The organism is Clostridium tagluense, from assembly GCF_003865095.1.
Taxonomy (GTDB): domain Bacteria; phylum Bacillota; class Clostridia; order Clostridiales; family Clostridiaceae; genus Clostridium_AD; species Clostridium_AD tagluense.
In genome coordinates, this window is sequence record NZ_BHYK01000024.1 from 47,935 (window position 1) to 72,758 (window position 24,824).

The window sequence follows — 24,824 nt, forward strand, 5'->3', positions numbered from 1 at the left end:
TTTATTTGAATATGTATTATTAACAATAATATACAAACAGGATTAAAGGTCCGTAGCCAGATAGCGCCACTGACCTTTAATTACAATAATTCTATATCTTCATTTTTAGAAAACTCCTCTAAAATATCCTCTACTATGGCATGTTCTAAATTTCTAAAATTTCGCGCCTTGCAAATAAACCTTAAACTTAAACACACTCTTCCCTCTTCTATAGAAGTGTATATTGTATGAGAAAGGTTTTCATAATAAATTGGAAGAGTTTTTGAGGCTATACTTAGTGCCTCCTTTGCTTCTTGTTCTATATCTCCTACTTTATCATTAGCAATAGCTACTAATATCTCTTTAGCTTTTTTCCAATTGCTGCTAAGGCTAAGGTTTATTTCAATCTCATTCCAAGTAAACGGGAAGGAGTTAGTCTCATTTATAAGTTCTTCAGTGAGCAGTATTATATTTGGTATATGAGTAATTCTTCCCGTACTTTGTCCATAAGTTTTGTTATCATTTTCAATAACTTCAATTATAGTGGTATAAAACCAGTCCACTGCTAATACGTCACCAAGGCTTTTCCCAATTTTTATTCTATCACCAATTGCAAAAGGCTTTTGGGTGTTAATTATTACCCACCCTAGAAAACTAGCTACAACATCACGAAAAGCAAAGGCTAGCCCAGCTGAGAAAATCCCCAAAAAAGTCAATATATCTTTAGACTCATACATCCATATTGGTATAATGACCATAACTGATAAAATATTTATAAATAATGAAGTTGTCTTTTTATATTTTATTATATCCTTAGAGTAAAATTTGGATTTATCAACAAATGAGCAGATACCTTTTTTAACTAAATGAAATATAATTATTAATGCTAACGTTATTATTAGCCTTATCAAAACACTAACAGTTTGAAACTTTAAACCAATCTCCAATAAAAACCCAGCCATAGGCTTTCCCCTCCTTTATAATAATTTTAACTATACACAGAATTCAAGTTAGTCTATTGTCACTATTTTTGTAATAAAGCGTTTAAAGCCATAACGTAACCATATTTACCAAAGCCACAAATTTGGCCTATGCAGGCTGGAGCAGTTACTGATTTTTGTCTAAATTCTTCCCTTGCATAGATATTACTAAGATGAACCTCTATAGTATTTATAGAAACTGATTTTATAGCATCAAATATTGCAATGCTATAATGGGTGTATGCTCCAGCATTAATGATTATTCCATCGTACTTATCGTAAGCATCCTGTATGAAGTTTATTATTTCACCTTCGATATTGCTTTGAACAATATCAATAGGAACCTGAAGTTTTTTAGCCTCTTTATAGAGATAACTACACATTTCTTCGTAAGTTGTGTTTCCGTAGACGTTCTTCTCCCTTATTCCAAGAAAGTTTAAGTTCGGACCATTAATTATTAATACCTTCATAACCGCACCTCTTATTTATTATTTTCTGCATATATCTCTATAATATTATTAACTACATCATAAGTGTTACTAATATTCATAATTTCATAATCACAATATTTTTTATACAAAAGGCCTCTCTCTTCAAAGATTAAGTAAAGCTGAGATGGATCCTTTGAAAGTAAAGGGCGAGTCTTAACATCTATATCCCCTGCTATGTTTTTAATAGGTCGATTGATGTAAATTATAATTCCATTTTTCTTAAGACTTTTAATATTATCATATCTCTTAATTACCCCACCACCAGTTGAAATAACTGCTGAGACTCTTTCTGATACTTCCAAAACTGCCTTAGCTTCTATGTCTCTAAACAAAGCCTCACCATTTTTAAATATTTCAGTAATCTTAAGATTTGTACTCTTTTCAATATATGTGTCTATGTCTAGGAAACTCATGCCTAATTTTTCTGCGAGTATTTCCCCAATTGTACTTTTACCTGAGCCAGGCATCCCAATTAAAACTATGTTTTCCCTCCTGTGATTTTTGTTTTGAAGGCCTCTGCTTATTTCCATAACAGCTTTAAAGAATTCCTCTACTTCTAAATGTAAATTACTATTTTTAACTAAATCTAAGTTCTTCTTTATAACCGCTTCCTCTCTAGCTCCATTTAAAATTTCCATATTATTTTTCTTTTTATATTCACCTATCTTTTGAACTAACTCCATACGATTTTCAAATAGGGAAAGAAGGCTCGCATCGATTTTATCAATTTGATTTCTCAAATCATTTATATCAAAATTATCTACATTACTCATTAAACCACATCCTTAAATCATCACCTTCGCACTACTTATCCTCGACGAAGCTGTAATATTATATAAAATCTAAAATGCTCATTGCAGCGCAGGCTTCAATTACTGGTAGTGCTCTTAAAACTATACAAGGGTCATGCCTACCTGTAATCGATACTTCTGAATTTTCGAAGGTGTCCATATCAATGGTACTTTGAATCTTAGCTATGGAAGGGGTTGGTTTCATTGCAACTCTAAATACTATGGGCATCCCATTAGAAATGCCTCCATTTATTCCACCATTATTGTTAGTTTTAGTTGCAACACTGCCTTTATTCATGTAAGGCAGATCATTCGCCTTACTTCCTCGAAGCTTCGTTATATCAAAGCCACTACCAAATTCTACACCCTTTACTGCTGGCACAGAAAATAGTAATTGAGCTAAATTACTCTCTATAGAATCAAAAAATGGTTCGCCAAGTCCACAAGGCACGTTTAATATAGCGGCCTCAATTATACCTCCAACGGAATCAGATTCTTCCTTAGCTTTTAAAATAATACTTTTCATTTCTTTCCCTTTAACATCATCAATTACGGGAAAATCTTTGTTTAAAATATCTATTAGAAATTGATTTTTTAAATTAACAGCATCAAAGTAGTTGTCAAATACATTCTCAATACTCAAAACATGACTTCCTATTTGGATTCCCTTATGAAAAAGGATTTGCCTTGCAACAGCACCTGCAAAAACAAGTGGCGCAGTAATTCTTCCTGAGAAATGACCGCCACCTCTATAATCATTAAAGCCTGAATATTTAACTTTTCCTGTAAAATCTGCATGGCCTGGTCTTGCCAAATCCTTTAACTTGTCATAATCCACAGAATTTTGATTTTCATTAAATATAACCGCGCAAAGAGGTGTACCAGTTGTATATCCATTAAAATATCCACTTAGAATTTCAACTTTGTCTCCTTCTCTTCTTGTAGTTGAAAATTCATTTTTACCTGGCGCACGTCTTTGCATTTCATTATTTATAAAATCCATATCAAGTTTTGTACCGGCGGGTAATCCATCAATAGTTATTCCTATGCCTCTTCCATGAGATTCTCCAAATATAGAATACTTTATTTTTTTACCCCATTGTCCACTCATTAATTTCCCCTCCTAGGCTCTTAAAATCCTCATAAAAATTCGGGTAAGATTTTTTTACTGCCCCACTATCCTCTATTATAAGCTTCTGCGTACATTTAATTGATGCAATTGCCATGGCCATAGCTATTCTATGATCATTCCAACTGTTTACCACTCCACCCTTAAGCCATGGTTTACCATGAATTATCAGCGAATCCTCTCTTTCTATAACCTCAGCCCCAATTTTATTTAGCTCTGTTGCTATAGCTTTTAATCTATCAGATTCTTTAATTCTAGCTCTCCTAGCATTAATAATTTCTGTGGTACCAAAGCTTAATGCACCAAGCACTGCAACTATTGGTAAAAGGTCAGGACATTGCGATACATCAACAATAGTGCCTCGTAAATCTGATTTTGAAGCCTTTAAAATTCCATCTGTAAGTGAGATCTTTCCACCCATATTTTTTATTATGTCCACTATTACCCTGTCTCCTTGGAGTGATTCCATATTTAAATCAACACAGGAAACCTCTCCACCTAAAACACCTGCTGCAAGGTAAAATGCTGCTTGTGAAAAATCACCTTCAACTCTGTAGTCTCTTTTTTCATAGTGTTGATTTCCTTTTACCACGAATTCTCTATAATTATTATTTTCTATGATTACTCCAAATTTAGAAAGTATATCTAAAGTTAAATCTATGTAACCAATAGATTCCATTTTGGTAGTAACCACAATTATTGAATCTCCATTTAATAAAGGTAGTGCATAAAGAAGACCGGTAATAAACTGGGAGCTTACATCTCCTCTAAGTTCAAAAATTCCAGGATTAAGTCTCCCATCTATTGTTAGTGGAAGGTACCCTCTATCTGTTGTATACTTTATATTCTGCTTATCAAAGATTTCATAATAAGGTTTAAGTGTTCTTTCTACTAGTTTCCCTTTACCTTTAAAGACTATTTTCCCCATACTGTGCATTGCTATAGGGATTAAAAAACGTAAGGTTGATCCACTTTCATTGCATTCTAACTCATTACGAGCTGTTTCATTGTTTTCAATTTTATTATTAGAAGTCCCCTGGTGAAAAAGGTCAAATACGCCTTCTCCATTTATTTTAAGACTTCCTTTACTTTCTTTTATTTTCGCTCCAAGTTTTTCTATAATTTCACAAGTAGCTATTATATCCTCAGACATATTAACATTATGGACCATGCATTCCCCATAGCTCAGTGCTGCAGCTATAATTGCTCTATGACATAAGGATTTTGATGGTGGAATTTTCACTTTTCCTTTTAAAGAAAAAGGCTGTATCATAACCGACTTCATAACTTATTACCTCAATTCAATATAATAATTTATTTGTGATTTCGTTGTAAATAATCTTCAATTTTAGCGGACTTGATTTTTTCAATAAAGCTATTGCCAATGGATTCTATTAATATAAATTTCATAGAATCACCAATATTTTTCTTATCATGACTAATAGTTTCAATTATAGCTTTAGTTTTTATTTCAGGCAAGTTCCAAGGTAAATTATACTTAATTAAGATGTCTTTTATAATATTTGCTGTCCCAATTTTAGTCACTCCTATTTCTTCCCCTAATTTTGTTATAGCATGCATTCCCATTGCCACCGCTTCTCCATGGGAGTACTCCTTAAAATTAAAGAATTGCTCAATTGCGTGCCCTATGGTATGACCAAAGTTTAGTAACATCCTCTCCCCAGTGTCCCTCTCATCTCTTTCAACAATGCCTGCCTTAATGCTGCAACAAGTATAAATAATTTTATCTATGTCTTTTAAAACAGCTTCTTTGTTTTCATAATTCATTAATTTATAAAACAACTCTCTATCTTTAATTGCTCCATATTTTATTACTTCACCCATACCGTCATTAAAATATTTATCATTAAGGGTTCTAAGGAGCAATGGATCAATAAAAACTGCCCTTGGATTATAAAAACTTCCTACCAGATTCTTCCCACGAGGTAGGTCTACTGCCACCTTGCCACCTACGCTACTATCCACTTGCGAAAGTAGCGTAGTTGGAATTTGTATTAATGGAATTCCTCTTAAAAAAGTTGCTGCTGCAAAACCAGTCATATCTCCCACAACTCCACCACCTAAGGCAATTATAATATCTCCCCTGTTTATCTTGAAATCTAAAAGTTTGTCGTATACTCCTAAAAGAGTGCCAAAGGACTTGCTTTCTTCCCCCACTTTCACCACAATTTTAAAAGTCTCAAACCCCTCTGCTTTTAATGAGCTAAGCACCTTTTTACCGTAAAATTTATTAACATTAGAATCTGTTACTATAGCTATTTTTCTTCCTTTATATATCTTCTTAACTTCACTACCAATTTCGCCAAGCAATCCATCCTTAATGTATATTGGATAGCTGCCACTAGAGCCTTTAACTTCAATACTATACATTTTAGCCTCTCTCCTTTCTTCTATTCGTTGAACTCTCAAGCCTTCTACTTTATCGACATTTATTATTGCATCTTTTATCTGTTATATATTATTTTCGAAGTCCTCTATTTTATTAATTATATTTTCTTTGTTATATAAAAGCAAATCAGGCCATAATTCGCCCTTTAATTTACAATCTGCTATAAAAAAATATAAGATTTCAATAAATCATTGACTTTTATTAAATTTGTGTATAATATTTATAATGAATATGGAGACTTCTAGCCACTTCTCAAAATTGGTTAGGAGTCTTTTTAATTAGACTAATAAAAGGAAGGCAAATAAATGTATTTGCCATGGAGGTAAAAATGGGTAAGAATCATAGTGTTAGAAATAATTTTGTTTACAACAATATAGAGAAAAAAGATAAGAACTTTATGTATAAAAATCTTGAGAGAAGCAATTGCTATAATTGTAATTTTTCCAGGTCAAATTTTGATTATGTAACTTTTAGAGGTGCACATTTTAAATCTTGTGTATTTTCTGACTGTACCTTTAAATGGGCTGAATTCATTGGAACAAATCTTAAGAACAGTGATTTTAAAGATACAATATTTGAAAATGCTATATTTGACTCTGTTAATTTAGATGGGGCTGATTTTAAAGATGCAGAATTTAAAAACACTATATTTTTAAATTCGGATCTTACAAAAGCTAAAAATCTTAGCATTAAGAATTCAGATACTAAAGTATTTAGTGAAATGCCTGAAATGGAAATTAGTGAAGACCTTCAAATTGCTATTGTAAATGCAATGAAAAATAAATATGTTAAAGCTGCTAGAGTTCTTGATACAAAAGATGGTGGCATTAATATAATAAGTCTAATGATATTATTGGAAAATTTTGATGAACAAACGTTAATTAAAGGATTAAATATAATGAAAGCTGAACTTAATTGTGATTTTTACACATTAAGTTATATCGTTAAGTTTTTGAAGAATAATATGTAATTAGTGCCCCTTGTGATTTTTGCTATGACATTAAAAAGATAAGGAGACATAATATGAATGGAAAATCACATCAAAAGATAGCAATGCTATCCTATGCAATAGTAGCAACAATACCTATTGTTAATTCTATGCCAATATTCAACAATGAATATATACATGTCCCCATAGGAATAAGCCTTGTAGGCCTTGCAACAGCAGGACTTGCAGGGTTAGTTGTTGATGCGGATAGTCAACATAGTAAGATAAATCACATGAACCCACTTACAAATGCAAGTAATAAGGTGATAAATACTTTAGAAAAAATATTAAAGTTACTGCTTAGATTATTCTTAGGGGTTGGACTTGGGGCATTAATTTTATGGTATTCAAAAGATATTATATGGGAGTTAGAAAAAATTAAATTTATAGGGGAATACGCTTATATATTTACATATTTTACGTCTTTTGTTTTAATGGTTTTAGGAGTAACTAATGAACGAATTTTTAAAAAAATCCCAGTAATTGGGACGGTTTATAAAAAATTATCAGCTATAATAAGTGTAGGATCCAATGATTTTATAAGAATTTCCATATTTTTAACTTATGCTGGTTCAAGCTTGATTTTATCCATTTATAACTTTACTAATTTAAATGACGCAAATATCTATCTTATTTGTATTTTATTAATTGGTATAGCAACCTTCCCTCATAGGTCATTTTTACATTCACTAGAAGGAGTTGCTATTTTCAACATTTCAGCTTCCTATGTATTTAAAAAATTAGGCTACGAATATTTAACAGGATGTTTTTTTGTTGGGTATATAAGTCATATTTATTGGGCTGATATATTTACAAAAGAAGGAGTACCATTACTTTCAATTCCAAGATTTATTGCAGTATTATTAAATAAATTAGGCTTCCATAATAAATTTGTTCAGTTTTTAGAAAAAATAGGTAAGTTTAAGCTTAAATTACCACCACATATTACCACAGGCTCCGATGCGGGCAATTTATTTGAAGTAATATATATCTTACTTTTATTTCTAGTAGTTGTAATAGGCTTCACCGTTTATGGTGGAGAATTTAGGGTTATTTAAATAAATTATAACCATAAGCCTGAATTTTGGTATACAATTAAAGATAAACAAATGAAAAAGTGAAAGGAGAGATTTTATGAAGTTTGTTGCAGATTTACATACCCATACTATAGTTAGTGGTCATGCATATAGTACACTAATGGAAAATGCAAAATATGCTAATGAGATAGGTCTTGAGATATTAGGGGTTACAGATCATGGTCCTAATATGCCAGGTTCTCCTGATCTTTGGTATTTTGGAAATTTTAAAGTACTGCCAAGAGAATTGTACGGTGTTAAAATGCTTTACGGTTGTGAAGCTAATATAATTGATTATGAAGGTAATCTTGATCTGCCATTAGACTTGCAAAAGGGTCTTGACATAATGATAGTAAGCATGCATGAACCACTTATGGAAGGTGGAAAGAGTGCGGATTTAAATACAGCCGCTATTTTAAAAGCTATGGACAATCCAAATGTTAATATTTTAGGACATCTTGGAAATCCAAAATTTCCTATACATGAAGAAGAAATAGTAAAAAAAGCAAAAGAAAAAAATATACTAATAGAATTAAATAATAGTTCTTTTATAACTTCGAGAATAGGTAGTGACAAGAATTGCACTAAAATAGCAAAACTTTGCATAGAATTCGGTGTAAAGATTATTGTGAATAGTGATGCTCATTTCTGTTTTTCTATAGGAAATTTTAGTTCTGTAGAAAAACTACTTAAAGACATAGGTATGCCTGAAGAACTTATTGTTAATACAAATAGAGCAATGTTAATTGAATTTCTTCGCGAAAAAGGAAAAAATGTATAAGTCACTTTAAAGACAAAAACAAGGGGTACATAGCAATTTAAGCTATGTACCCCTTATTTTTATTACTATTTTTCCTTTTGACCAAATCACTGCTACTCTCAATTCTAACTCATTTAAATATATTTTGCTTTATTAAATGTGAATATATTGCTATTATGTAACTATATCTAAAATTTAATTATAAAAATAAATAACAAAATGGGGCGTATTATGAAATTAAGTAAAAAACCACTTATAATAATTACAATAGCAATTCTTATATTGTGTATAGGCTTAACTTATGGAATAAATAGGTTAGGAACTTCTAAAGGAATAAATACACTAAATGAAGCAAAAATACCAGAAATTATTAGTGAAAAAATAAAATTACCAACGGAACACTCAGATAATTTGGCTGTGTATGATAGCTTAAAACTCGAAGAAAAAACTTATAAATCAGCATCTGTTTTTCAGGTAAAAAACATTAAAATACCAATACTTATGTATCATTCTATTAGTTATGAAAAAGGAAATTCCTTAAGAGTTTCCAAAGAAAACTTTAGAATGCAAATGAAATATCTTAAAGATAATAATTATACAACCTTAACTATAGATGAACTTTATAGTTATATGAAAATAGGTAAAATAGTACCTAAGAAACCCATAATTATAACCTTTGATGATGGCTATAAAGATAACTACACTAATGCTTATCCTATTTTAAAGGAATTAGGATTAAAAGCAACTGTGTTTGTAATTGCTGGTGCCATAGATGCTGAGAAAGATTTTTTAACCTCTAATGAGATAAAATCCATGGATTCAAACAATATGAGAATAGAAAGCCACACAACCGCACATGAACATTTAACTAAAATATCTTATAGTTCTAATATAAAAACAATGAAATCTTCAAAAGATAAATTAGAAAAAATATTAGGCAGAAAAATAAATTACATAGCATATCCCTTTGGAGAATATTCTGCCGACACAATAAAAGCCGCAAAAGAATCAGGCTATAAATTAGCTTTTTCAACTAAGTCTGGCTTTATAGATAAAAATACTAATATTTATTCCTTGGGCAGAATTTTTGTTAATGCAAACTTCAGTTTTGATAAGTTCAAATTAAGATTGAATCCATAGGATTCATTTATAGGGTTTTAAGTGTTAACTTAAAGCCCTATAATAAGAAAATAGGTGAAAAAAAATGAAGTCACAATGCTTTAAATTCAAGCTATCAATTTTTATTATTATTGCACTCATAGTGGCTAATGCAGCAATTAAAAATTTCAACATAAAAAACAATAAGGCTGAAGTAAACCCTAATAAAAGTGAAGAGATAAAAAAAAATAGGTTAAAAGACGCTGAAATTAAAAAATTGCAAGAGGTAAAACATAAACAAGAGAACTTAGAAAACAAATGTAAAATAGGCTATGATGAGTTTTTCGAAAAAAAGTATGTGCAAGCTATTGAAACTGAAAAACAAGTGCTTAAAGAAGATCCTAACTTTTATAAAGCATATGCTGTTGAAGGAATTGCACTAGCCTACAGTGGGAATTTTAAAAATGGTATAGAGCAAATTGATCGTGCTTTAAAACTAAAACCTGATTATGGTTATGCAAGATTTAATAAAGCACTAGCTAATGAGTTATACAGACATTATGATGAAGCCATCAAATGGTATAAGAGTGCTTTAGAAGTGGAAAAATTCGAATGGAGCTATTATGGTATAGCTAGTATCTATGGAAGAAAAGGTGATATTGAAAATACTATAAAATATCTTAAACTGGCCATTGATATTAACCCAAATATTAAAAATACAGCAAAAAATGAAGAGGATTTTGATAATGTGCAAGACAGCATGGAATTTAAAGAATTAATAAAAAAATAAATAGTCCATCTGTTTAGTGTATTATTTTCAAAAATAATTATGCCATATACACAATGTATATGGCATAATTTATCATGATTTTTTAACATCTACAGATAAATTTATATCTTTATTTACAGCAGAGCTTAAAACTGTTTTCAATATATAAGAACCTTGCTCAATATCCAAATCTTTAAAGTACAGCTTAACTTCCTGTTTGCCCGAGCTTTGTGGAATTAGCACCATAGTAGTTGAACTCTGATTATAGCTTTTTGTAGCTTCATTTTTATCATTTACTAAATAAGTTTTGCTTATATCTAATCTTTGTGTAGCAGCGGCTATATTTTCAATATTTAATGTAACTATAACATCATCCTTTATAAGCAGAATGCTAGTTAGTGAAACAGATAGTTTTGAGTTAGCAATAGATGCTGCAGTCTTTAAATTGTACTGCACAAGCTGATTTTTATCCTCATTATTATCTTTCTCTTTATCTTTCTCTTTATCTTTCTCCTTGCCCCTGGCCTTGTCCTTGCCTTTTCCATTGCTTGTGCCAGAACTTAATATCACAGGATTTTTTATATCTAATATCCCCATAACAATAGTATCTTTTTCCACAACTTCAGCTGCCGGTCCTACCTTCGGCTTAGTTTCTTCGATTGTTTTAGCCACCGTTGCTTCGGTTGATTTAGGCGCAATTGAATGTTCAGAATCATTTTTATCTACTGCTTTATTATTCATTACCCAGGCTAAAATAACAACCAACGCTATTATACAAGCAAGCGCTGATATTATAATTAGCTTAGTTCTATTCTTAGGTTTTTTATCCTCTACCAAAACTGTTTTGGAAGTATCCCTAGCAGATTCACTGGAATTCATAAACATTGTTTTTTCATTTTCGACCTCATCTATATTAGCATTAAGTGCAGATCGCATCGCTGATACATCACTATAGCGGCTTTTAGGATCTATAGCTGAAGCCTTTTTAATAACACTAACTAAACTCTTAGCATCATCCGACATATAATTTTTCTCAAACATAAGCTCTGAAGGTAGGTTTATGGATTTACTTGTAAGCATAAAAAACATAGTGGCACCAAGAGAGTAAATGTCTGTTTGAGCATTGGATTGGGCATTTATAAGTTGTTCTGGTGCTATGTATCCCAGTGAACCTAAAATCATAGTGTCACCTTCTTGATTTTCCTTATATGTCCGCGCTATTCCAAAGTCGATAAGTACCACCTTATTGTTAGATTTTATCATTATGTTAGCAGGCTTTAAATCTCTATATATAATTGGTGGATTAAAACTATGAAGGTAACCTAATATGCTGCAGAGTTGCAGTGATATATCTGTTACAAGTTCTGCAGATAGAGACCCATTTGCCTCCACATATTCCTTTAAGGTCGTCCCTTCAATATAGTCCTCCACAATGTATAAATTATCATCTTCATAAAAGATATCAATAATTCGTACAATTCCTATGTGACTTAAATTCTTTAGTAAATTAGGCTCAGCAAGAAAATCTATTTTGTCTTTCCACTGGCCATTTACTTCCTTAATCGCCCAAAAGTTTCCTAACCTGTTATTCTTGCAGAGATATACTGTCCCCATACCGCCTCGTCCTAAGACTTTTATTATTTCGTATTTTTCATCTAGTATTCGTCCCGGATTTAACATGTTCTCTCCTCCAATATGAAAAACTCATCTGTGAAGTATATTGTAATATTACCTCACTTTCTTTAGCACTAGCACCGTTCTACTAGGTGAGTATATTATAACCCCAGTTTTATTTTCCTTATGCTTCAAGGTTTCTGCACCGTAAATATAATCTCTTGCAATTCTACCTTGCCCACCAAATATTTTTTCATCACTGTTAAACACAATTTTATATTCACCCATTTCGCCAGTAGGTAATTCATATTCAGCGAAAGATTCACAATGATTAAAATTAAATAAAAATATCAGCCCACCTTTTCTGAAAGCAAGCAGTTTATGCTTCTCATCAGTCCAAAGATTTTGTAAATCACAAGCGCTTAAAACATTATAGGTTTTTACTAAATTCAGCATTTCTTTATCAAAATTTGATAAATATTCATATTTAAGCTTTTTATCTTCCATTAAACTCCATTGCCTTCTTGCATAATGATAACTCCAATTGTTACCTTGTCTTGGAAAATCAATCCATTCCGGATGACCAAATTCATTACCCATAAAATTCAAATAGCCTTCGCCAGCTAAAATCATGGTAATAAATCTAATAAGTTTATGAAGTTCTACTGCTCTACTTATTATTAAATTATCATCATTTTTTGACATATGAGTATACATTTCCTTGTCACCTAAACGGAACATTAAGGTCTTATCACCTACAAGTGCTTGATCATGTGATTCAGAATAACCTATATTCTTTTCATGAGGTCGTCTACTAGTTAATTCATACCACAGCTTACTCATACTCCATTTTTCATCAGGCAATTCTTTAAGTATTTTCACCCAAAGATCAGGTACTCCCATAGACAGCCTATAGTCAAAACCCAGACCACCAACCTCTACTGGTAAACACATTCCAGGCATTCCACTCATATCCTCTGCAATAGTTATGGCATTAGGTTTCACTTGTCTTATTAAATCATTAGCAAATTGAAGATAAGTAATTGCTTCTATATCCGTATCCATACTAAAGTATTTACTATAATTTGTAAAGGCTACACCCAGTCCATGGTGGTGATATAGCATGGATGAAACACCATCAAATCTATACCCATCAAAATGATACTCCTCCAGCCAAAACTTAATGTTTGACAAAAGAAAATGAATAACCTCTGGTTTTCCATAATTAAAAAGCTTTGTACCCCAAGCAGAATGATTTCCGAGAGTTCCAGTATTAAAGAATTGATAATCTGTTCCGTCAAACTCATTAATACCCTCTGCTATATTTTTAATTGAATGGGAATGAACTAAATCAAGCAATACGGAAATACCCATTAAGTGGGCAGTATTAATTAATACTTTAAGATCTTCTGGGGTTCCAAACCATGAAGAAACAGCAAAAAAATTAGATACTTGATAACCAAAGGAGGCATAATAAGGGTGCTGCATTACTGCCATAAGTTGCACAGTATTGTAACCAGCAGCCTTTATCCTTGGAAGCGTAATTTCTGTAAATTCTTTAAAAGTACCCATACCTTCTTTTTCCTGTGCCATACCTACATGAGATTCATATATAAACAAGGGTTTCTTATTATCAACATGAAATTCACTATCCTGCCAATTAAAGCTATAATCTGGTTGCCAAATTTGTCCTACAAAATCATGAGTAACAGGATTTTGCACAGTACGTTTAATATAAAGTGGAATTCTATCTCTTGATACATTTTTTGCAACTACCCTTACTTTAACACAGGACATATGCTTTAATGCTTGTAACCCTGGCAAAAAAATCTCCCAATTTCCATTTTCTTTTTTTTGCAATGGATGTGTTTTGGGATTCCAATAATTAAAGTCTCCAATTAGATAAAGAGCATCAGCTCCCGGAGCCCATTCTCTATAAATCCATCCATCTTGTACTAGATGAAACCCATAAAACAAGTCTCCACTGGCAAAAGACTGAAAGCTTTGATTATTAGAAAGCAATTTTTTTTTGTAACAAGTATAATTGGACCCTCTAAGTTCAATATCCTTTTTAAAGGGTTTGAGATATGGATCAATATCCATTATTTCCATGTATTTATTTTTATTTTCATTCATAAAAAAAATCCTTTCATATTCGTAATTATTGAAAGCCAAAATATTTTATAACTCATTATATATAATTCGACTAAATAATTTCAATACCTTTCTTGTTTTATTAAATTCATAAAAACAATTTTAGTAACTACTTGACATAAGCAGTGGATTATTGTTATTATACTATTATAAAGTAATTAATAGTTATTAGTAATTTATAGCCATTAGTAATAGATAATCAAAAGGATAAAGGAGTGTATTAAAATGAATTTAAAACAGGTTTACGAAGATAGAAGGTCCATCAATTTTTTTGATACAAATAAAGGAGTGGATGATGCATTACTCAAGGATATAATTAACCTTGCAGTACTCGCTCCCTCAGCATTTAACCTTCAACCTTGGGAAATTATAGCAGTAAAATCCAAAGAAGCTAAAGAGAGATTACATAAACTTTCAAATAGTCAACCTAAAATATTAGAAGCTCCAGTAACTTTAATAATTGTGGGTAATAAAACTGGATATGATGCATCTAATCCTACATGGCAGGATATGTTGAAGATGCTTGATAATGATCAAGCAAAATTAGCAGGAACACAAGGTTTCGCAAATAGTTTATATGGTACCACAGAAGAAAATAAATTAAAGTTTGCAGAAAGTAATGCAGGGCTTCTAGCCATGTCTATAATGTATTCAGCAAAGAGCTTTGGAGTAGATTCTCATCCAATGAGTGGCATGGATTTTGAAGGTGTACGTCGTGAATTTGGACTTGAAGAAAATAAGACAGTAGTAATGCTAATTGCACTTGGGCACTTAGATGAAAATAAGTCTCTTTATCCAAGAGCATATAGAAGAGGTTACGATGAGATAGTTAAAGAAGTTTAATAATTTTAAATTTTAAAAGCGGCTCCCTAAATTAATGGGGAGCCGCTTTTAGTTTTCTTAAAATATTGAAAATTTCAAAATAAATGCTGCAAACACTATTGATACCATTGAAAGTAACTTAATCAATATATTTATGGCTGGACCTGAAGTATCCTTAAATGGATCTCCTACAGTGTCTCCAACAACGGCTGCCTTATGACAATCTGACCCTTTTCCACCAAGGTTTCCAGCTTCAATATGCTTTTTGGCATTATCCCAAGCTCCACCTGAATTTGCCATCATAACTGCAAGTACAAAACCCGTTACAGTTGCTCCTGCGAGAAGTCCTGCCACACCATTTACACCTAAAAGCAATCCAACTGTTATTGGAATAATAATAGCCAGTAGTGCAGGCATAATCATTTCCTTTTGAGCTGCTTTTGTACAGATATCAACGCAGGTTGCATAATCTGCTTCTGCGCTACCGTCCATAAGTCCCAATATTTCTTTAAATTGTCTCCTAACTTCTACAACTATAAGTTGTGCTGTTTTACCTACTGCATCCATTGTTAATGCTGCAAATACAAAAGGCACCATTCCACCTATAAATAGCCCTATAAGAACCTGAGGATTTAATATTGACAAGTTAAAAACAAAATCCAAATTTTCTTTTTTCACAATAATTTCTACCTGATCCCTATAAGCTGCTATAAGTGCAAGTGCTGTTAAAGCTGCTGACCCTATAGCAAAACCTTTGCCTGTAGCTGCTGTAGTATTCCCTAAAGAATCAAGAGCGTCTGTTCTTTCGCGTACTATAGGATCTTGATGAGTCATTTCTGCAATACCGCCAGCATTGTCTGCTACAGGACCATAAGCATCTGTAGCTAAGGTTATACCTAGCGTACTAAGCATACCTACTGCAGCTATCCCCACACCATATAAGCCCATATTATAATCTCCTGATCCTCCAGCAAAATAAAAACTAGCGGCTATTGCCATAGCTACTATTATAACAGGAAGAAAAGTAGACATCATTCCAAGGGAAATACCACCTATTATAACTGTAGCTGCACCAGTTGTTGTTGTTTGTGCTAGTTTTTTAGTAGGCTTATACGTATCTGAGGTAAAGTACTCTGTACAAAAACCAATTAAATTACCTGCTATAAGCCCACTTAATATTGCAAAGTAAACTCCTATGTGCTCCCATCCAAGTACATTCCAAACTAAGAAAAAGGATAGTATTGCAATTATTCCAGAACTTACATATACCCCTCGCCTAAGAGCCGCTAAAAGACCCTTTTGCTCAGTTTTCTCCCCTGATTTAACAAAGAAGGTTCCAATAATAGATGCAACTACACCAATTGACGCTATAGTCATAGGAATTGTTACACCTTTAACTCCAAGTCCAGCAGCTACTGCAAGCGCCGCAGTGGATACTATTGACCCAACATAGGATTCGTAAAGATCTGCGCCCATACCAGCTACATCACCAACATTGTCCCCAACGTTATCAGCTATAACTGCAGGGTTTCTTGGATCATCTTCAGGAATTCCTACTTCAATTTTACCAACAAGATCTGCACCTACATCCGCTGCTTTAGTAAATATACCTCCACCAACGCGTGCAAATAATGCCATGGAGCTAGCTCCCATTCCAAAGGTAATCATTGCACTAGTTATATTTTGAATTCTCATTGCTTCATCTAAATTCCTATAGAAAAAATCCAACAAATAATACCATATGCTAATATCAAGAAGTCCAAGACCTACAACAGTAAGTCCCATTACTGCACCGCTTGAAAACGCAACCTTTAGAGCACTATTAAGACTTTTCCCAGCTGCGTGCGCCGTTCTAACATTTGCACGGGTGGCGATTTTCATTCCTATAAAGCCTGAAAGACCTGAAAAAAATCCTCCACTTATAAATGCAAAAGGTACAAAGGGTGTAAGGAATCCAAATCCTGCAAGTATTCCTAGGATTACAAACATAACTGCAAAGAAAAGAGCTACTCCTGTATACTGCCTTTTTAAATAAGCATCTGCACCTTGTCTAATAGCCGTAGCAATTTTTTTCATTTGCTCCGTTCCTTCATCTTCTTTCAATACTTTATATGCAAGATATCCAGCAAAAGCAAGTGCTAATATAGAACAAATTGGGGCCAAAATCAATAAATTCATAATAACTGCCTCCTAAATATTTTATTATTTATATATATATCTATCTATTTCGACTAAGCATTAACAATTCCTTTCTTTTTAAATAAAAAAAAGAAACTTTAAAAAGTTTTTCTACATATTCTTTTTCCGTTGAAACAATGGAATCCATGCCCCCACAAAAATAAATCATTTCACCTACTATCTCTCCACTTCGAATAAAATATAAGATTTTTTCATGCCCATTTAAACTAATAACGCTTTGTGTCACCACACCTTTTAACACAATTCCTACATGAAGTCCAGAATCAAACTCTAACAGTTCATTTTTATTATATTTGCTTATTTGTCCAAGTTTACTGAGTGTATTTAAAAAATAATCTCGCATTATCGCTTGTCGATCAGGCTCAAAAAACTTCTCATACATAGATTTCCTCCTAAGCATATACTACAATAAGATTTTACTATTTCTATTCTTTTGAAAACATATAAATTTTTAATATATTTTTATTATATCATTAAATTTTTTTATATTTTACAAATAGTTAATATATAAAAAATGAACCATCTCTATATAAATATATAGAAATAGTTCATTTTTTAGACTTTTCCAACCAAATAATTATAAAAGTTTTCTAATAAACTTCTATAAACAAATTTTTTTATTTAAATTGAATATTTATTAGCATATAGTACCAAGCACAGCTTTTATATCTTCTTTATTTTCAACAGCTGCTTTTATTGCTAATGTTAATCCTTGTGTGATTTTCTCAAGCTCCATATATGGAGTATTGGCTTTACTCATTACTTGTGCTGGAATAAATGGAACATGAATAAAAGTGCCTCTTACTGCTGGGTATTTTGTATGAATTAAATGAAGTAATCCATACATTATATGATTACACACAAATGTACCTGCACTATTAGAAAGAGAGGCTGGAATACCACCTTTTCGAATTTCTTCTACCATTGCTTTAATAGGAAGATTTGAAAAATAAGCATTTTCGCCTCCTTCAAAAATTGCTTTATCAATAAATTGATTTCCCTCATTATCTGGAATTCTTGCATCATCTACATTAATTGAAACTCTTTCTATAGTTAAATCAAATCTACCACCAGCTTGACCAACACAAATCACTATGTCTGGATTTTCTTTAATTATTGCCTTTTCTAGTTCCATAATAGATTTATTAAACACCGTTGGTATTTCAAGCTTCACAATTTCAGCACCAGCAATTACATCCTCTAATCTTCTTACTGCTTCGAAAGATGGATTAATCTTTTCCCCTCCAAAGGGATCAAATCCTGTTATTAATACTTTCATGTTATCACCTCATTAGTTATTTTTTTTTATTTGCTTTAGACACTTTTATCAAAATGCCCAGAAATACATTATTCCTATATGAATAACAAGCATAGTTAATGCAACTGGTGCTTGGTATTTTATTACTCCATATTTTGTATCTTCAATCTCAAGTATTGCTGTTGGAACAATATTGAAATTGGCTGCCATTGGAGTTAAAAGAGTTCCACAGAATCCAGCGGTGAGTCCAAGTGCTGCAACTATTGCTGGATTTCCTCCTTGAGCTATTACAAAAGGCACTCCAATTCCAGCTGTAATAACTGCAAATGCAGCAAACCCATTGCCCATTATTGCGGTAAATAAAGCCATTCCAACACAGTATGCAATAACCCCAGCTAATATATTCCCTTGTGGTATAATTGTTTTTATTCCATTTGCTACTACATCACCAACTCCGGCTGCAGCAAAAACAGCACCTAATGCTGCTAACAGCTGTGGAAGCATACTAACTGGTCCAACCATTTCTAATAATCTTCTTCCATCATCTGCGATTTCCGCAGGTTTGCCCTTTGTCATAAGGATAGCCCATAAAGTTGCAATTAATGTTGCAAGCCCTAGTGCTACTAGAGATCCCAATTGAACTGTAAATACTTGTGCAATAGCAAATGTGAATATTGCTAAAGCTAGAGCTGGCAAGAAAATCTTATTACCTATTTTTTGAGACATCTTCTGCTTGAATTCTTTAGTAGATTCATTAAAACTACCAATTTTAACTTTTTTAATTGCTGAAAGGACAGCAAGTCCAATAACTAAATATCCAATGAATAGGTCTGGAATTCTAAAAGATTTATTACCCCACAAATCACCTATTCTACTGAATACAAATATAAATCCAAGAATACCCCAAAATAAAGATGTTGGAATTTTAGATTGATGTTTTTTATCTTTAAGAGTAAAATACACAGTTATAAAACAAATTAGGCCACAAAAGGTATAAAGCAGTTCGGTTAATGTAGTTTTAAGCATCCAATCCACCCCCTTTTGTAGATTTGTTATTTTTATTTACATTATATTTTTTATCGAATTTTTTATCGTAATAGAAAAATTGAATACTACCAATTAACATAATAATAATTGCAATTGGTAATGATGCCTTTGCTATATCAATTGCCTCAACAGTATATTTTAATTCTTTTAAAACACCAACAATTAAAAGAACACCACCGGAAGCTACAAAGAAATTCTGTCCAAAAAAGTTACCATAATTTTCAACCGCAGCTTCTAACCCTTTTATCGTTTGAGAATCCTCTTTATCAATAACTTTGTATCTAGCTTCTGCAGCACCCTCTGCCATTGGAAGAATTAGAGGTCTTATAAACTGAACATGTCCACCTAACCTTATTCCAAACATAGCTGCAACAGTTCTAATTACTAAGTAGAGAGAAGTTAACTTTCCAACAGTTACTGATTTTATTTTACCTATAAGATATGCAGCTCTTTCTCGAAGACCATATCTTTCTAGTAGTCCTATAACAGGTAGAGAAATTATAAATACCGACATATATCTATTTTCAACAAATGCTCGGCCCAAAATTTCCACTACCTTGTTAAAAGGTATACCTGACACTAGCCCAGTAGTTATCCCTGCTACAACTACTACTGCAATAGTATCTTTTTTCCACATAAACCCTATTACAATGATCAAGATACCAATTAGTTTAATCATAAAAATACCTCCTTATAATAAAATTTGTATATTTATAATATATCAGAATTTTTTATTATTTGATGTAGCACAGGCTACAAAAATCATTTATTTTTTATTCAAGTGATTGTAAGGATTTTTCCTGACATAATATAAAAATGCCCTTGTAATTTTACATTACAAGGGCATTTTTGTTTAACTAATAAATTTTTCTGTATATTACATTGTTCTATTTTGTTCTTCCTTTTCTTCCTGCTGCTTTAATTTGTATTCATAAGTAACGTAAAGTTCTTCTAGTTTGGTATTAAGATATTTAGGGACTATTTTAACTTGTGTTAAAATAGAAAACTTATTTAAATCCTCGAAGAACGTTTTAATTCTATTTTCTATTACTTCTATATTACTGAATTTCACCTTATCAATAATAGAATCGCACTCGTCATTAAAAATCCTAAGGACTAGTTTAATCATATCCTCTGTCATATCATCAACTACTTCATTACCTTCTTTTATGTTCCCATTTACAATCCATTGCTTAAATTCTATAGCTTCTTTAGATTTAACCATAGACCTTTGCTTTTCTCTAAGATCCTGAAACATTGTAGCACCTTTTATTGAATTCATTAAATTATATTCAGGCTTATAAACCCCATAACTTTGCATTAGAATATCATCATCTAAAGTTATAATTTCAGACTTTAAGCTATCTACAGATGTTTTAAGATTATTATATTCCAAATTAATTTCGTCAATAGATTTTATTTTACTGACCATTAAAACTTCATATTCATTCAATTTTAGCTTGTGTTCCTCTGCCTTTTGTTTAGTTAACTCTTCATATTCACTGTTTTTTCTTTCAATAAATTCATTGTATTCTGTACTTTTATCTTGCATTTCTTTGCCTTTTAATTCAATTAAATTATCATATTCTTGACTTTTAGTTCCAATTAAGTCATCGTATTGCGATTTTTTATCTTCCAGTTCTTTACTCTTTACTTCCATTAAACTATTATATTCTTCACTTTTGGTTCTGATTAAATCATCATATTCCGCACTCTTGTCTTCAAAATCCTTAGCCTTTAGAAGGATCAAATTATCATATTCATTTGATTTTTCTTCAAATTCTTTGGTTTGATATCCAGCTTGGCTCTTATATTCCCTATTTAGTTCTTCTATAGCTTTTGTTTTTGTTTCAATTAGCTTATCATATTCTTCAATCTCCAATTCAAGTTCTTTAGTTTTAGCTAAAACTTGGCTCATTCCCAATTGAGTTGGAGTTAGTTTTATATATCTCAAATTTTTATTTTCCTCGATTAATTTCTCAATCTCGGATTTATATTGTTGCGCGTTTAATGCATCCTTAATAGATGTAAGTATTGCCATTGAAAAACCTCCTTATTTCATTAACAACTTACATTATACCACATAAAATTCATTCATAAATATGGTAATATCATCTATAAATGACTTAACAGCCTCTTCCGCTGTAGCCCAGGATGTTACTAACCGAATAGCAGAATTATCCTCATCAATTTTTTGCCATATATAAAAGGAATACTTTTCCTTAAGCTTTTCAATTATTTTATTAGGTAATATTGGAAATATTTGATTTGTTTGCGAATCTATTAAAAATTCATATCCACAATTACTAATTCCCATTTTTAATAGCTGCGCCATATCATTTGCATGTTTCGCTAAGTCAAAAAAAATATTCTCTTTAAATAACTCCAAAAACTGTATACCAATTAGCCTTCCCTTTGCAAGTAATCCGCCCTTTTGCTTAATATGAAATCTAAAATCTTCTTTAAGCGACTCTCTGCAAATAACAAGAGCTTCTCCCATTAATGCACCATTTTTAGTCCCGCCTATATAAAAAGCATCAGTTAGCCTTGGCAAATCTGAAAACTCAATATCATTCCCTTTTGAGCATAATGCAGATCCTAGTCTTGCTCCATCAAGGTATAAAATCAAATTGTTAAGTCTGCAACACTCACTTAAATCTTTTAATTCTTGTTTCTTGTATATAGACCCTATTTCGGTGGGATTTGAAATATAAACCATCTTAGGCTTTACCATATGCTCATCGGTATGCTCTTCGAGTGTCATTTTTATATGAATAGGCTTAAGTTTTCCATCATCTACTTTCATAGAAATAACTTTATGACCAGTGGCTTCAATAGCTCCAGTCTCGTGAACTAATACATGTCCAGTACTTGCTGAAATAACAGCCTCATGTGGTCTTAAAAACGCAGATATTGCAGTAAGATTTGTTTGAGTTCCACCACAAAACATATGTATATCAACCTCATCACACTTCATTTTATCCTTTAACAATGTAATAGCAGCTAAAGAATATTTATCTTCCCCATACCCTTCTGACTGTTCCATATTTGATTCCATTAGTGCTTTCAATATATTTGGATGGGCACCTTCACTATAATCATTTTTAAAACTATACATTCCTTAATTCTCCTTTCATTACGTTACAGAACTAATTAAAGACTACTTATTATTCATTAATTGTACAAATCTATTAATGTTATCTTCATGTATATTTAAAACATCTTTATTAATATTTACTTTAATAGCATTTTTCTCTTTTTTAGATACCATCTTAATTATAAATTTCTCAAAAAAATTCATTTTACTAAATGCAAAGCCTCCTCCAAAATGTTCTTTAGCTGTGGCCATAGACATTAATTCGTGTGGCAAACTATCATTCAACTGTGATATTGCTTTTTCCCCTTCACTCATACAACATACAAAAATACCTATTTTTTTATTTTTTAAAATATTAGCATTTTTGAAACAAAATTCTCTTATTTCCTTTTGGATTCTCCCTGCATAGATTGACCCGCCGATAACAATATTATCAAATGAACTCATATCAGGCATTACGTCCTTTTTTATATTTACAATGGTGACTTCCCCATCAAGCTTATCTTTTAAAGCTTTACTACATTTTTCTGTAGCACCATGCTTAGAACCATAAGCAATAAGTGTTCTCATAAATTTCTCACTCCTTTATATAGTATTACACAAATAATGTGCAATAACATTTTTTATCATGCTTATATTTCCAAATACTATTATGTAATATATTCTTTATTCTTAGCAAGAATCCCTGCTAAATTGCAGAATGAATTTTAGTCGCTTACACTATAATATTGATATTACTCAAATAAAACCACCTTGCTTTTTTAGCAGGATGGTTTTATTTTGCTTAATATACGCAATTTTATATATTACTTTTAAGCAACAATATTTTCTTCTTTTGCATTTTCGTGTTTTTGGTCAAAAAGTTTATGTCCTGAAATTTTATTTATTAATATTGCAATTGCTCCATCACCAGTTATGTTGCAAGCAGTACCAAAACTATCTTGAGCTAAGTATAGAGCAATCATAAGGGATGTTAATGGTTCGCTGAATCCAAGCATGCTTTGAAGTAGCCCAAGTGATGCCATTACAGCTCCACCGGGAACCCCAGGAGCAGCTACCATTGTAACCCCCAAGGCTAAGATAAATCCAAAGAAAGTCCCGAAACTATAATTCATGCCATTTAACATCATTATTGCAAGGGAGCAACTAACTAGTGTTATTGTACTACCAGAAAGATGTATAGTTGCACAAAGCGGTACTACAAAGTCTGCTACTCCATCATTTACTCCATTTTTTTTAGTTTGAGCAAGAGTAACTGGAATAGTTGCTGCAGATGATTGAGTTCCTATTGCTGTTAAATATGCAGGAATCATTGTTTTTATTAATTTAAATGGATTAGCACCAGCTATTATTCCAGCAATTACATATTGAAGGACAATTACTGTAAAGTGAAGTATAAGTACTAAAATAAATACTTTTGAGAATACTTTTAATATAGAAGCAACTTGACCAGCATAAGTCATATTTGCAAAAGTACCCATAATGTATATAGGAAGTAATGGGATTACTATACCCGTAATCAGTTTAGTAATAATATCTTGAAATTCCTTCATAACGCTCTTTATGGCAGTAGATTTTATTACAGCAATTCCTATACCTAATGTAAAGGCAAGAACTAACGCTGTCATTACATCCATTAGAGGTGGTATTTTAATATTAATAAATGATGTAGCTAACCCACCCTTAGCAAAGTCTCCTAAAGATCCGGGTTTTAAAAACATTGGAAGAATAGTAGCATTTGCAAAATATGCCAAAGTTCCGGCAAGTACAGTGGAAGCATAAGCTATTCCTGCTGTTATAGCTAGAATCTTACCAGCTCCAGTGCCAAGATCACCTATACCCGGTGCTACAAATCCTATAATTATAAGAGGTATAGCAAATCCTAAAAATTGACCAAATAATCCATTGAATGTTGCAAAAATTTTAATCCCGGTTTCTGGAAGTATGCCTCCTAACATGATACCTAAAATAATAGCTATAATAAGTCTAGGAAGTAATCCTATTTTTTTCATTTTTACTCCTCCTTATAAAATTTGATAGTGTTAACACTATCTTTATTTTATTTATTTAAATCCTTGCTATTGCAAGGGTTTGTGCTATTTTAAACGTAAAAAAGCAATGACCCCCTCTTTTCTGATATAATTGTTGTATCTAACTCAACA

The 24,824-nt window shown here is 31.8% G+C and carries 23 protein-coding genes; 6 read left to right on the top strand and 17 right to left on the bottom strand.

What is annotated here, in order from left to right:
• Nucleotides 1-80 precede the first annotated feature (80 nt).
• The 6 genes from Ctaglu_RS18050 to aroB all read right to left on the bottom strand — a co-directional run bounded on the left by Ctaglu_RS18050 (nucleotide 81) and on the right by aroB (nucleotide 5,761).
• Nucleotides 81-941, bottom strand: coding sequence for a mechanosensitive ion channel domain-containing protein (locus Ctaglu_RS18050; RefSeq protein ID WP_125004273.1), 861 nt, complete (start codon nucleotides 939-941; stop codon nucleotides 81-83).
• Nucleotides 942-1,003: 62 nt separating this feature from the next.
• Nucleotides 1,004-1,429 carry a type II 3-dehydroquinate dehydratase gene (gene aroQ, locus Ctaglu_RS18055; protein ID WP_125004275.1) on the bottom strand — a complete coding sequence of 142 codons (426 nt, stop codon included), beginning with the start codon at nucleotides 1,427-1,429 and terminating at the stop codon, nucleotides 1,004-1,006.
• Nucleotides 1,430-1,440: 11 nt separating this feature from the next.
• Nucleotides 1,441-2,223, bottom strand: coding sequence for a chorismate mutase (locus Ctaglu_RS18060; RefSeq protein ID WP_185732796.1), 783 nt, complete (start codon nucleotides 2,221-2,223; stop codon nucleotides 1,441-1,443).
• A 58-nt stretch (nucleotides 2,224-2,281) separates the two neighbouring features.
• On the bottom strand, nucleotides 2,282-3,352 hold the full coding sequence (aroC, locus tag Ctaglu_RS18065; protein WP_125004277.1) for a chorismate synthase: 1,071 nt from the start codon (nucleotides 3,350-3,352) through the stop codon (nucleotides 2,282-2,284).
• A complete protein-coding gene (gene aroA / locus Ctaglu_RS18070) occupies nucleotides 3,333-4,655 on the bottom strand; it encodes a 3-phosphoshikimate 1-carboxyvinyltransferase (protein WP_125004279.1) in 1,323 nt (440 codons plus the stop codon). Before aroA ends, aroC begins: the two co-directional genes overlap by 20 nt.
• 29 nt (nucleotides 4,656-4,684) lie before the next feature.
• A complete protein-coding gene (gene aroB, locus Ctaglu_RS18075) occupies nucleotides 4,685-5,761 on the bottom strand; it encodes a 3-dehydroquinate synthase (protein ID WP_125004281.1) in 1,077 nt (358 codons plus the stop codon).
• 347 nt (nucleotides 5,762-6,108) lie between these two features.
• Here aroB and Ctaglu_RS18080 point away from each other — a divergent pair, with 347 nt between their 5' ends.
• The 5 genes from Ctaglu_RS18080 to Ctaglu_RS18100 all read left to right on the top strand — a co-directional run bounded on the left by Ctaglu_RS18080 (nucleotide 6,109) and on the right by Ctaglu_RS18100 (nucleotide 10,492).
• Nucleotides 6,109-6,750: a pentapeptide repeat-containing protein gene (locus tag Ctaglu_RS18080; RefSeq protein ID WP_125004283.1), complete on the top strand. Its 642-nt coding sequence runs from the start codon at nucleotides 6,109-6,111 to the stop codon at nucleotides 6,748-6,750.
• A gap of 53 nt (nucleotides 6,751-6,803) precedes the next feature.
• Nucleotides 6,804-7,826, top strand: a complete 1,023-nt coding sequence (locus Ctaglu_RS18085) for a metal-dependent hydrolase (RefSeq protein WP_125004285.1) — start codon at nucleotides 6,804-6,806, stop codon at nucleotides 7,824-7,826.
• Nucleotides 7,827-7,902: 76 nt separating this feature from the next.
• Nucleotides 7,903-8,625, top strand: coding sequence for a phosphatase (locus Ctaglu_RS18090; protein ID WP_125004287.1), 723 nt, complete (start codon nucleotides 7,903-7,905; stop codon nucleotides 8,623-8,625).
• Nucleotides 8,626-8,835: 210 nt separating this feature from the next.
• On the top strand, nucleotides 8,836-9,744 hold the full coding sequence (locus Ctaglu_RS18095) for a polysaccharide deacetylase family protein (protein ID WP_125004289.1): 909 nt from the start codon (nucleotides 8,836-8,838) through the stop codon (nucleotides 9,742-9,744).
• Between the two features lie 64 nt (nucleotides 9,745-9,808).
• Nucleotides 9,809-10,492: a tetratricopeptide repeat protein gene (locus Ctaglu_RS18100; protein ID WP_125004291.1), complete on the top strand. Its 684-nt coding sequence runs from the start codon at nucleotides 9,809-9,811 to the stop codon at nucleotides 10,490-10,492.
• A gap of 72 nt (nucleotides 10,493-10,564) precedes the next feature.
• Here Ctaglu_RS18100 and Ctaglu_RS18105 read toward each other — a convergent pair whose 3' ends face one another.
• Both Ctaglu_RS18105 and Ctaglu_RS18110 read right to left on the bottom strand, forming a co-directional pair.
• The gene (locus Ctaglu_RS18105) at nucleotides 10,565-12,151 is read right to left on the bottom strand and encodes a serine/threonine-protein kinase (RefSeq protein WP_125004293.1); all 1,587 of its coding nucleotides are present in this window, start codon (nucleotides 12,149-12,151) and stop codon (nucleotides 10,565-10,567) included.
• Between the two features lie 48 nt (nucleotides 12,152-12,199).
• On the bottom strand, nucleotides 12,200-14,221 hold the full coding sequence (locus Ctaglu_RS18110) for an alpha-amylase family glycosyl hydrolase (RefSeq protein WP_125004295.1): 2,022 nt from the start codon (nucleotides 14,219-14,221) through the stop codon (nucleotides 12,200-12,202).
• Nucleotides 14,222-14,464: 243 nt separating this feature from the next.
• On the opposite strand from Ctaglu_RS18110, the gene Ctaglu_RS18115 reads away from it, so the two are divergent.
• Nucleotides 14,465-15,082 (top strand): nitroreductase family protein, encoded by a 618-nt coding sequence (locus tag Ctaglu_RS18115; protein ID WP_125004297.1) that lies wholly within the window; start codon nucleotides 14,465-14,467, stop codon nucleotides 15,080-15,082.
• A 57-nt stretch (nucleotides 15,083-15,139) separates the two neighbouring features.
• On the opposite strand, the gene Ctaglu_RS18120 is transcribed toward Ctaglu_RS18115, so the two are convergent.
• The 9 genes from Ctaglu_RS18120 to Ctaglu_RS18160 form a co-directional block, all read right to left on the bottom strand.
• On the bottom strand, nucleotides 15,140-17,239 hold the full coding sequence (locus Ctaglu_RS18120; protein WP_125004299.1) for a sodium-translocating pyrophosphatase: 2,100 nt from the start codon (nucleotides 17,237-17,239) through the stop codon (nucleotides 15,140-15,142).
• A 40-nt stretch (nucleotides 17,240-17,279) separates the two neighbouring features.
• A complete protein-coding gene (locus Ctaglu_RS18125; protein ID WP_125004301.1) occupies nucleotides 17,280-17,642 on the bottom strand; it encodes a cyclic nucleotide-binding domain-containing protein in 363 nt (120 codons plus the stop codon).
• 255 nt (nucleotides 17,643-17,897) lie between these two features.
• Nucleotides 17,898-18,539 carry a pyroglutamyl-peptidase I gene (pcp, locus tag Ctaglu_RS18130; RefSeq protein WP_125004303.1) on the bottom strand — a complete coding sequence of 214 codons (642 nt, stop codon included), beginning with the start codon at nucleotides 18,537-18,539 and terminating at the stop codon, nucleotides 17,898-17,900.
• Between the two features lie 48 nt (nucleotides 18,540-18,587).
• Nucleotides 18,588-19,544 carry a DUF979 domain-containing protein gene (locus Ctaglu_RS18135; protein ID WP_125004305.1) on the bottom strand — a complete coding sequence of 319 codons (957 nt, stop codon included), beginning with the start codon at nucleotides 19,542-19,544 and terminating at the stop codon, nucleotides 18,588-18,590.
• A complete protein-coding gene (locus Ctaglu_RS18140; RefSeq protein ID WP_307720506.1) occupies nucleotides 19,537-20,241 on the bottom strand; it encodes a DUF969 domain-containing protein in 705 nt (234 codons plus the stop codon). Before Ctaglu_RS18140 ends, Ctaglu_RS18135 begins: the two co-directional genes overlap by 8 nt.
• Before the next feature lie 201 nt (nucleotides 20,242-20,442).
• The gene (locus tag Ctaglu_RS18145; protein WP_125004309.1) at nucleotides 20,443-21,606 is read right to left on the bottom strand and encodes an SNIPE associated domain-containing protein; all 1,164 of its coding nucleotides are present in this window, start codon (nucleotides 21,604-21,606) and stop codon (nucleotides 20,443-20,445) included.
• 33 nt (nucleotides 21,607-21,639) lie between these two features.
• Nucleotides 21,640-22,683, bottom strand: coding sequence for a threonine aldolase family protein (locus Ctaglu_RS18150; protein ID WP_125004312.1), 1,044 nt, complete (start codon nucleotides 22,681-22,683; stop codon nucleotides 21,640-21,642).
• Nucleotides 22,684-22,725: 42 nt separating this feature from the next.
• On the bottom strand, nucleotides 22,726-23,232 hold the full coding sequence (locus tag Ctaglu_RS18155; protein ID WP_125004314.1) for a flavodoxin domain-containing protein: 507 nt from the start codon (nucleotides 23,230-23,232) through the stop codon (nucleotides 22,726-22,728).
• A 242-nt stretch (nucleotides 23,233-23,474) separates the two neighbouring features.
• Complete coding sequence (locus Ctaglu_RS18160; protein ID WP_125004316.1) at nucleotides 23,475-24,674, bottom strand: dicarboxylate/amino acid:cation symporter; 1,200 nt, start codon at nucleotides 24,672-24,674, stop codon at nucleotides 23,475-23,477.
• Nucleotides 24,675-24,824 lie beyond the last annotated feature (150 nt).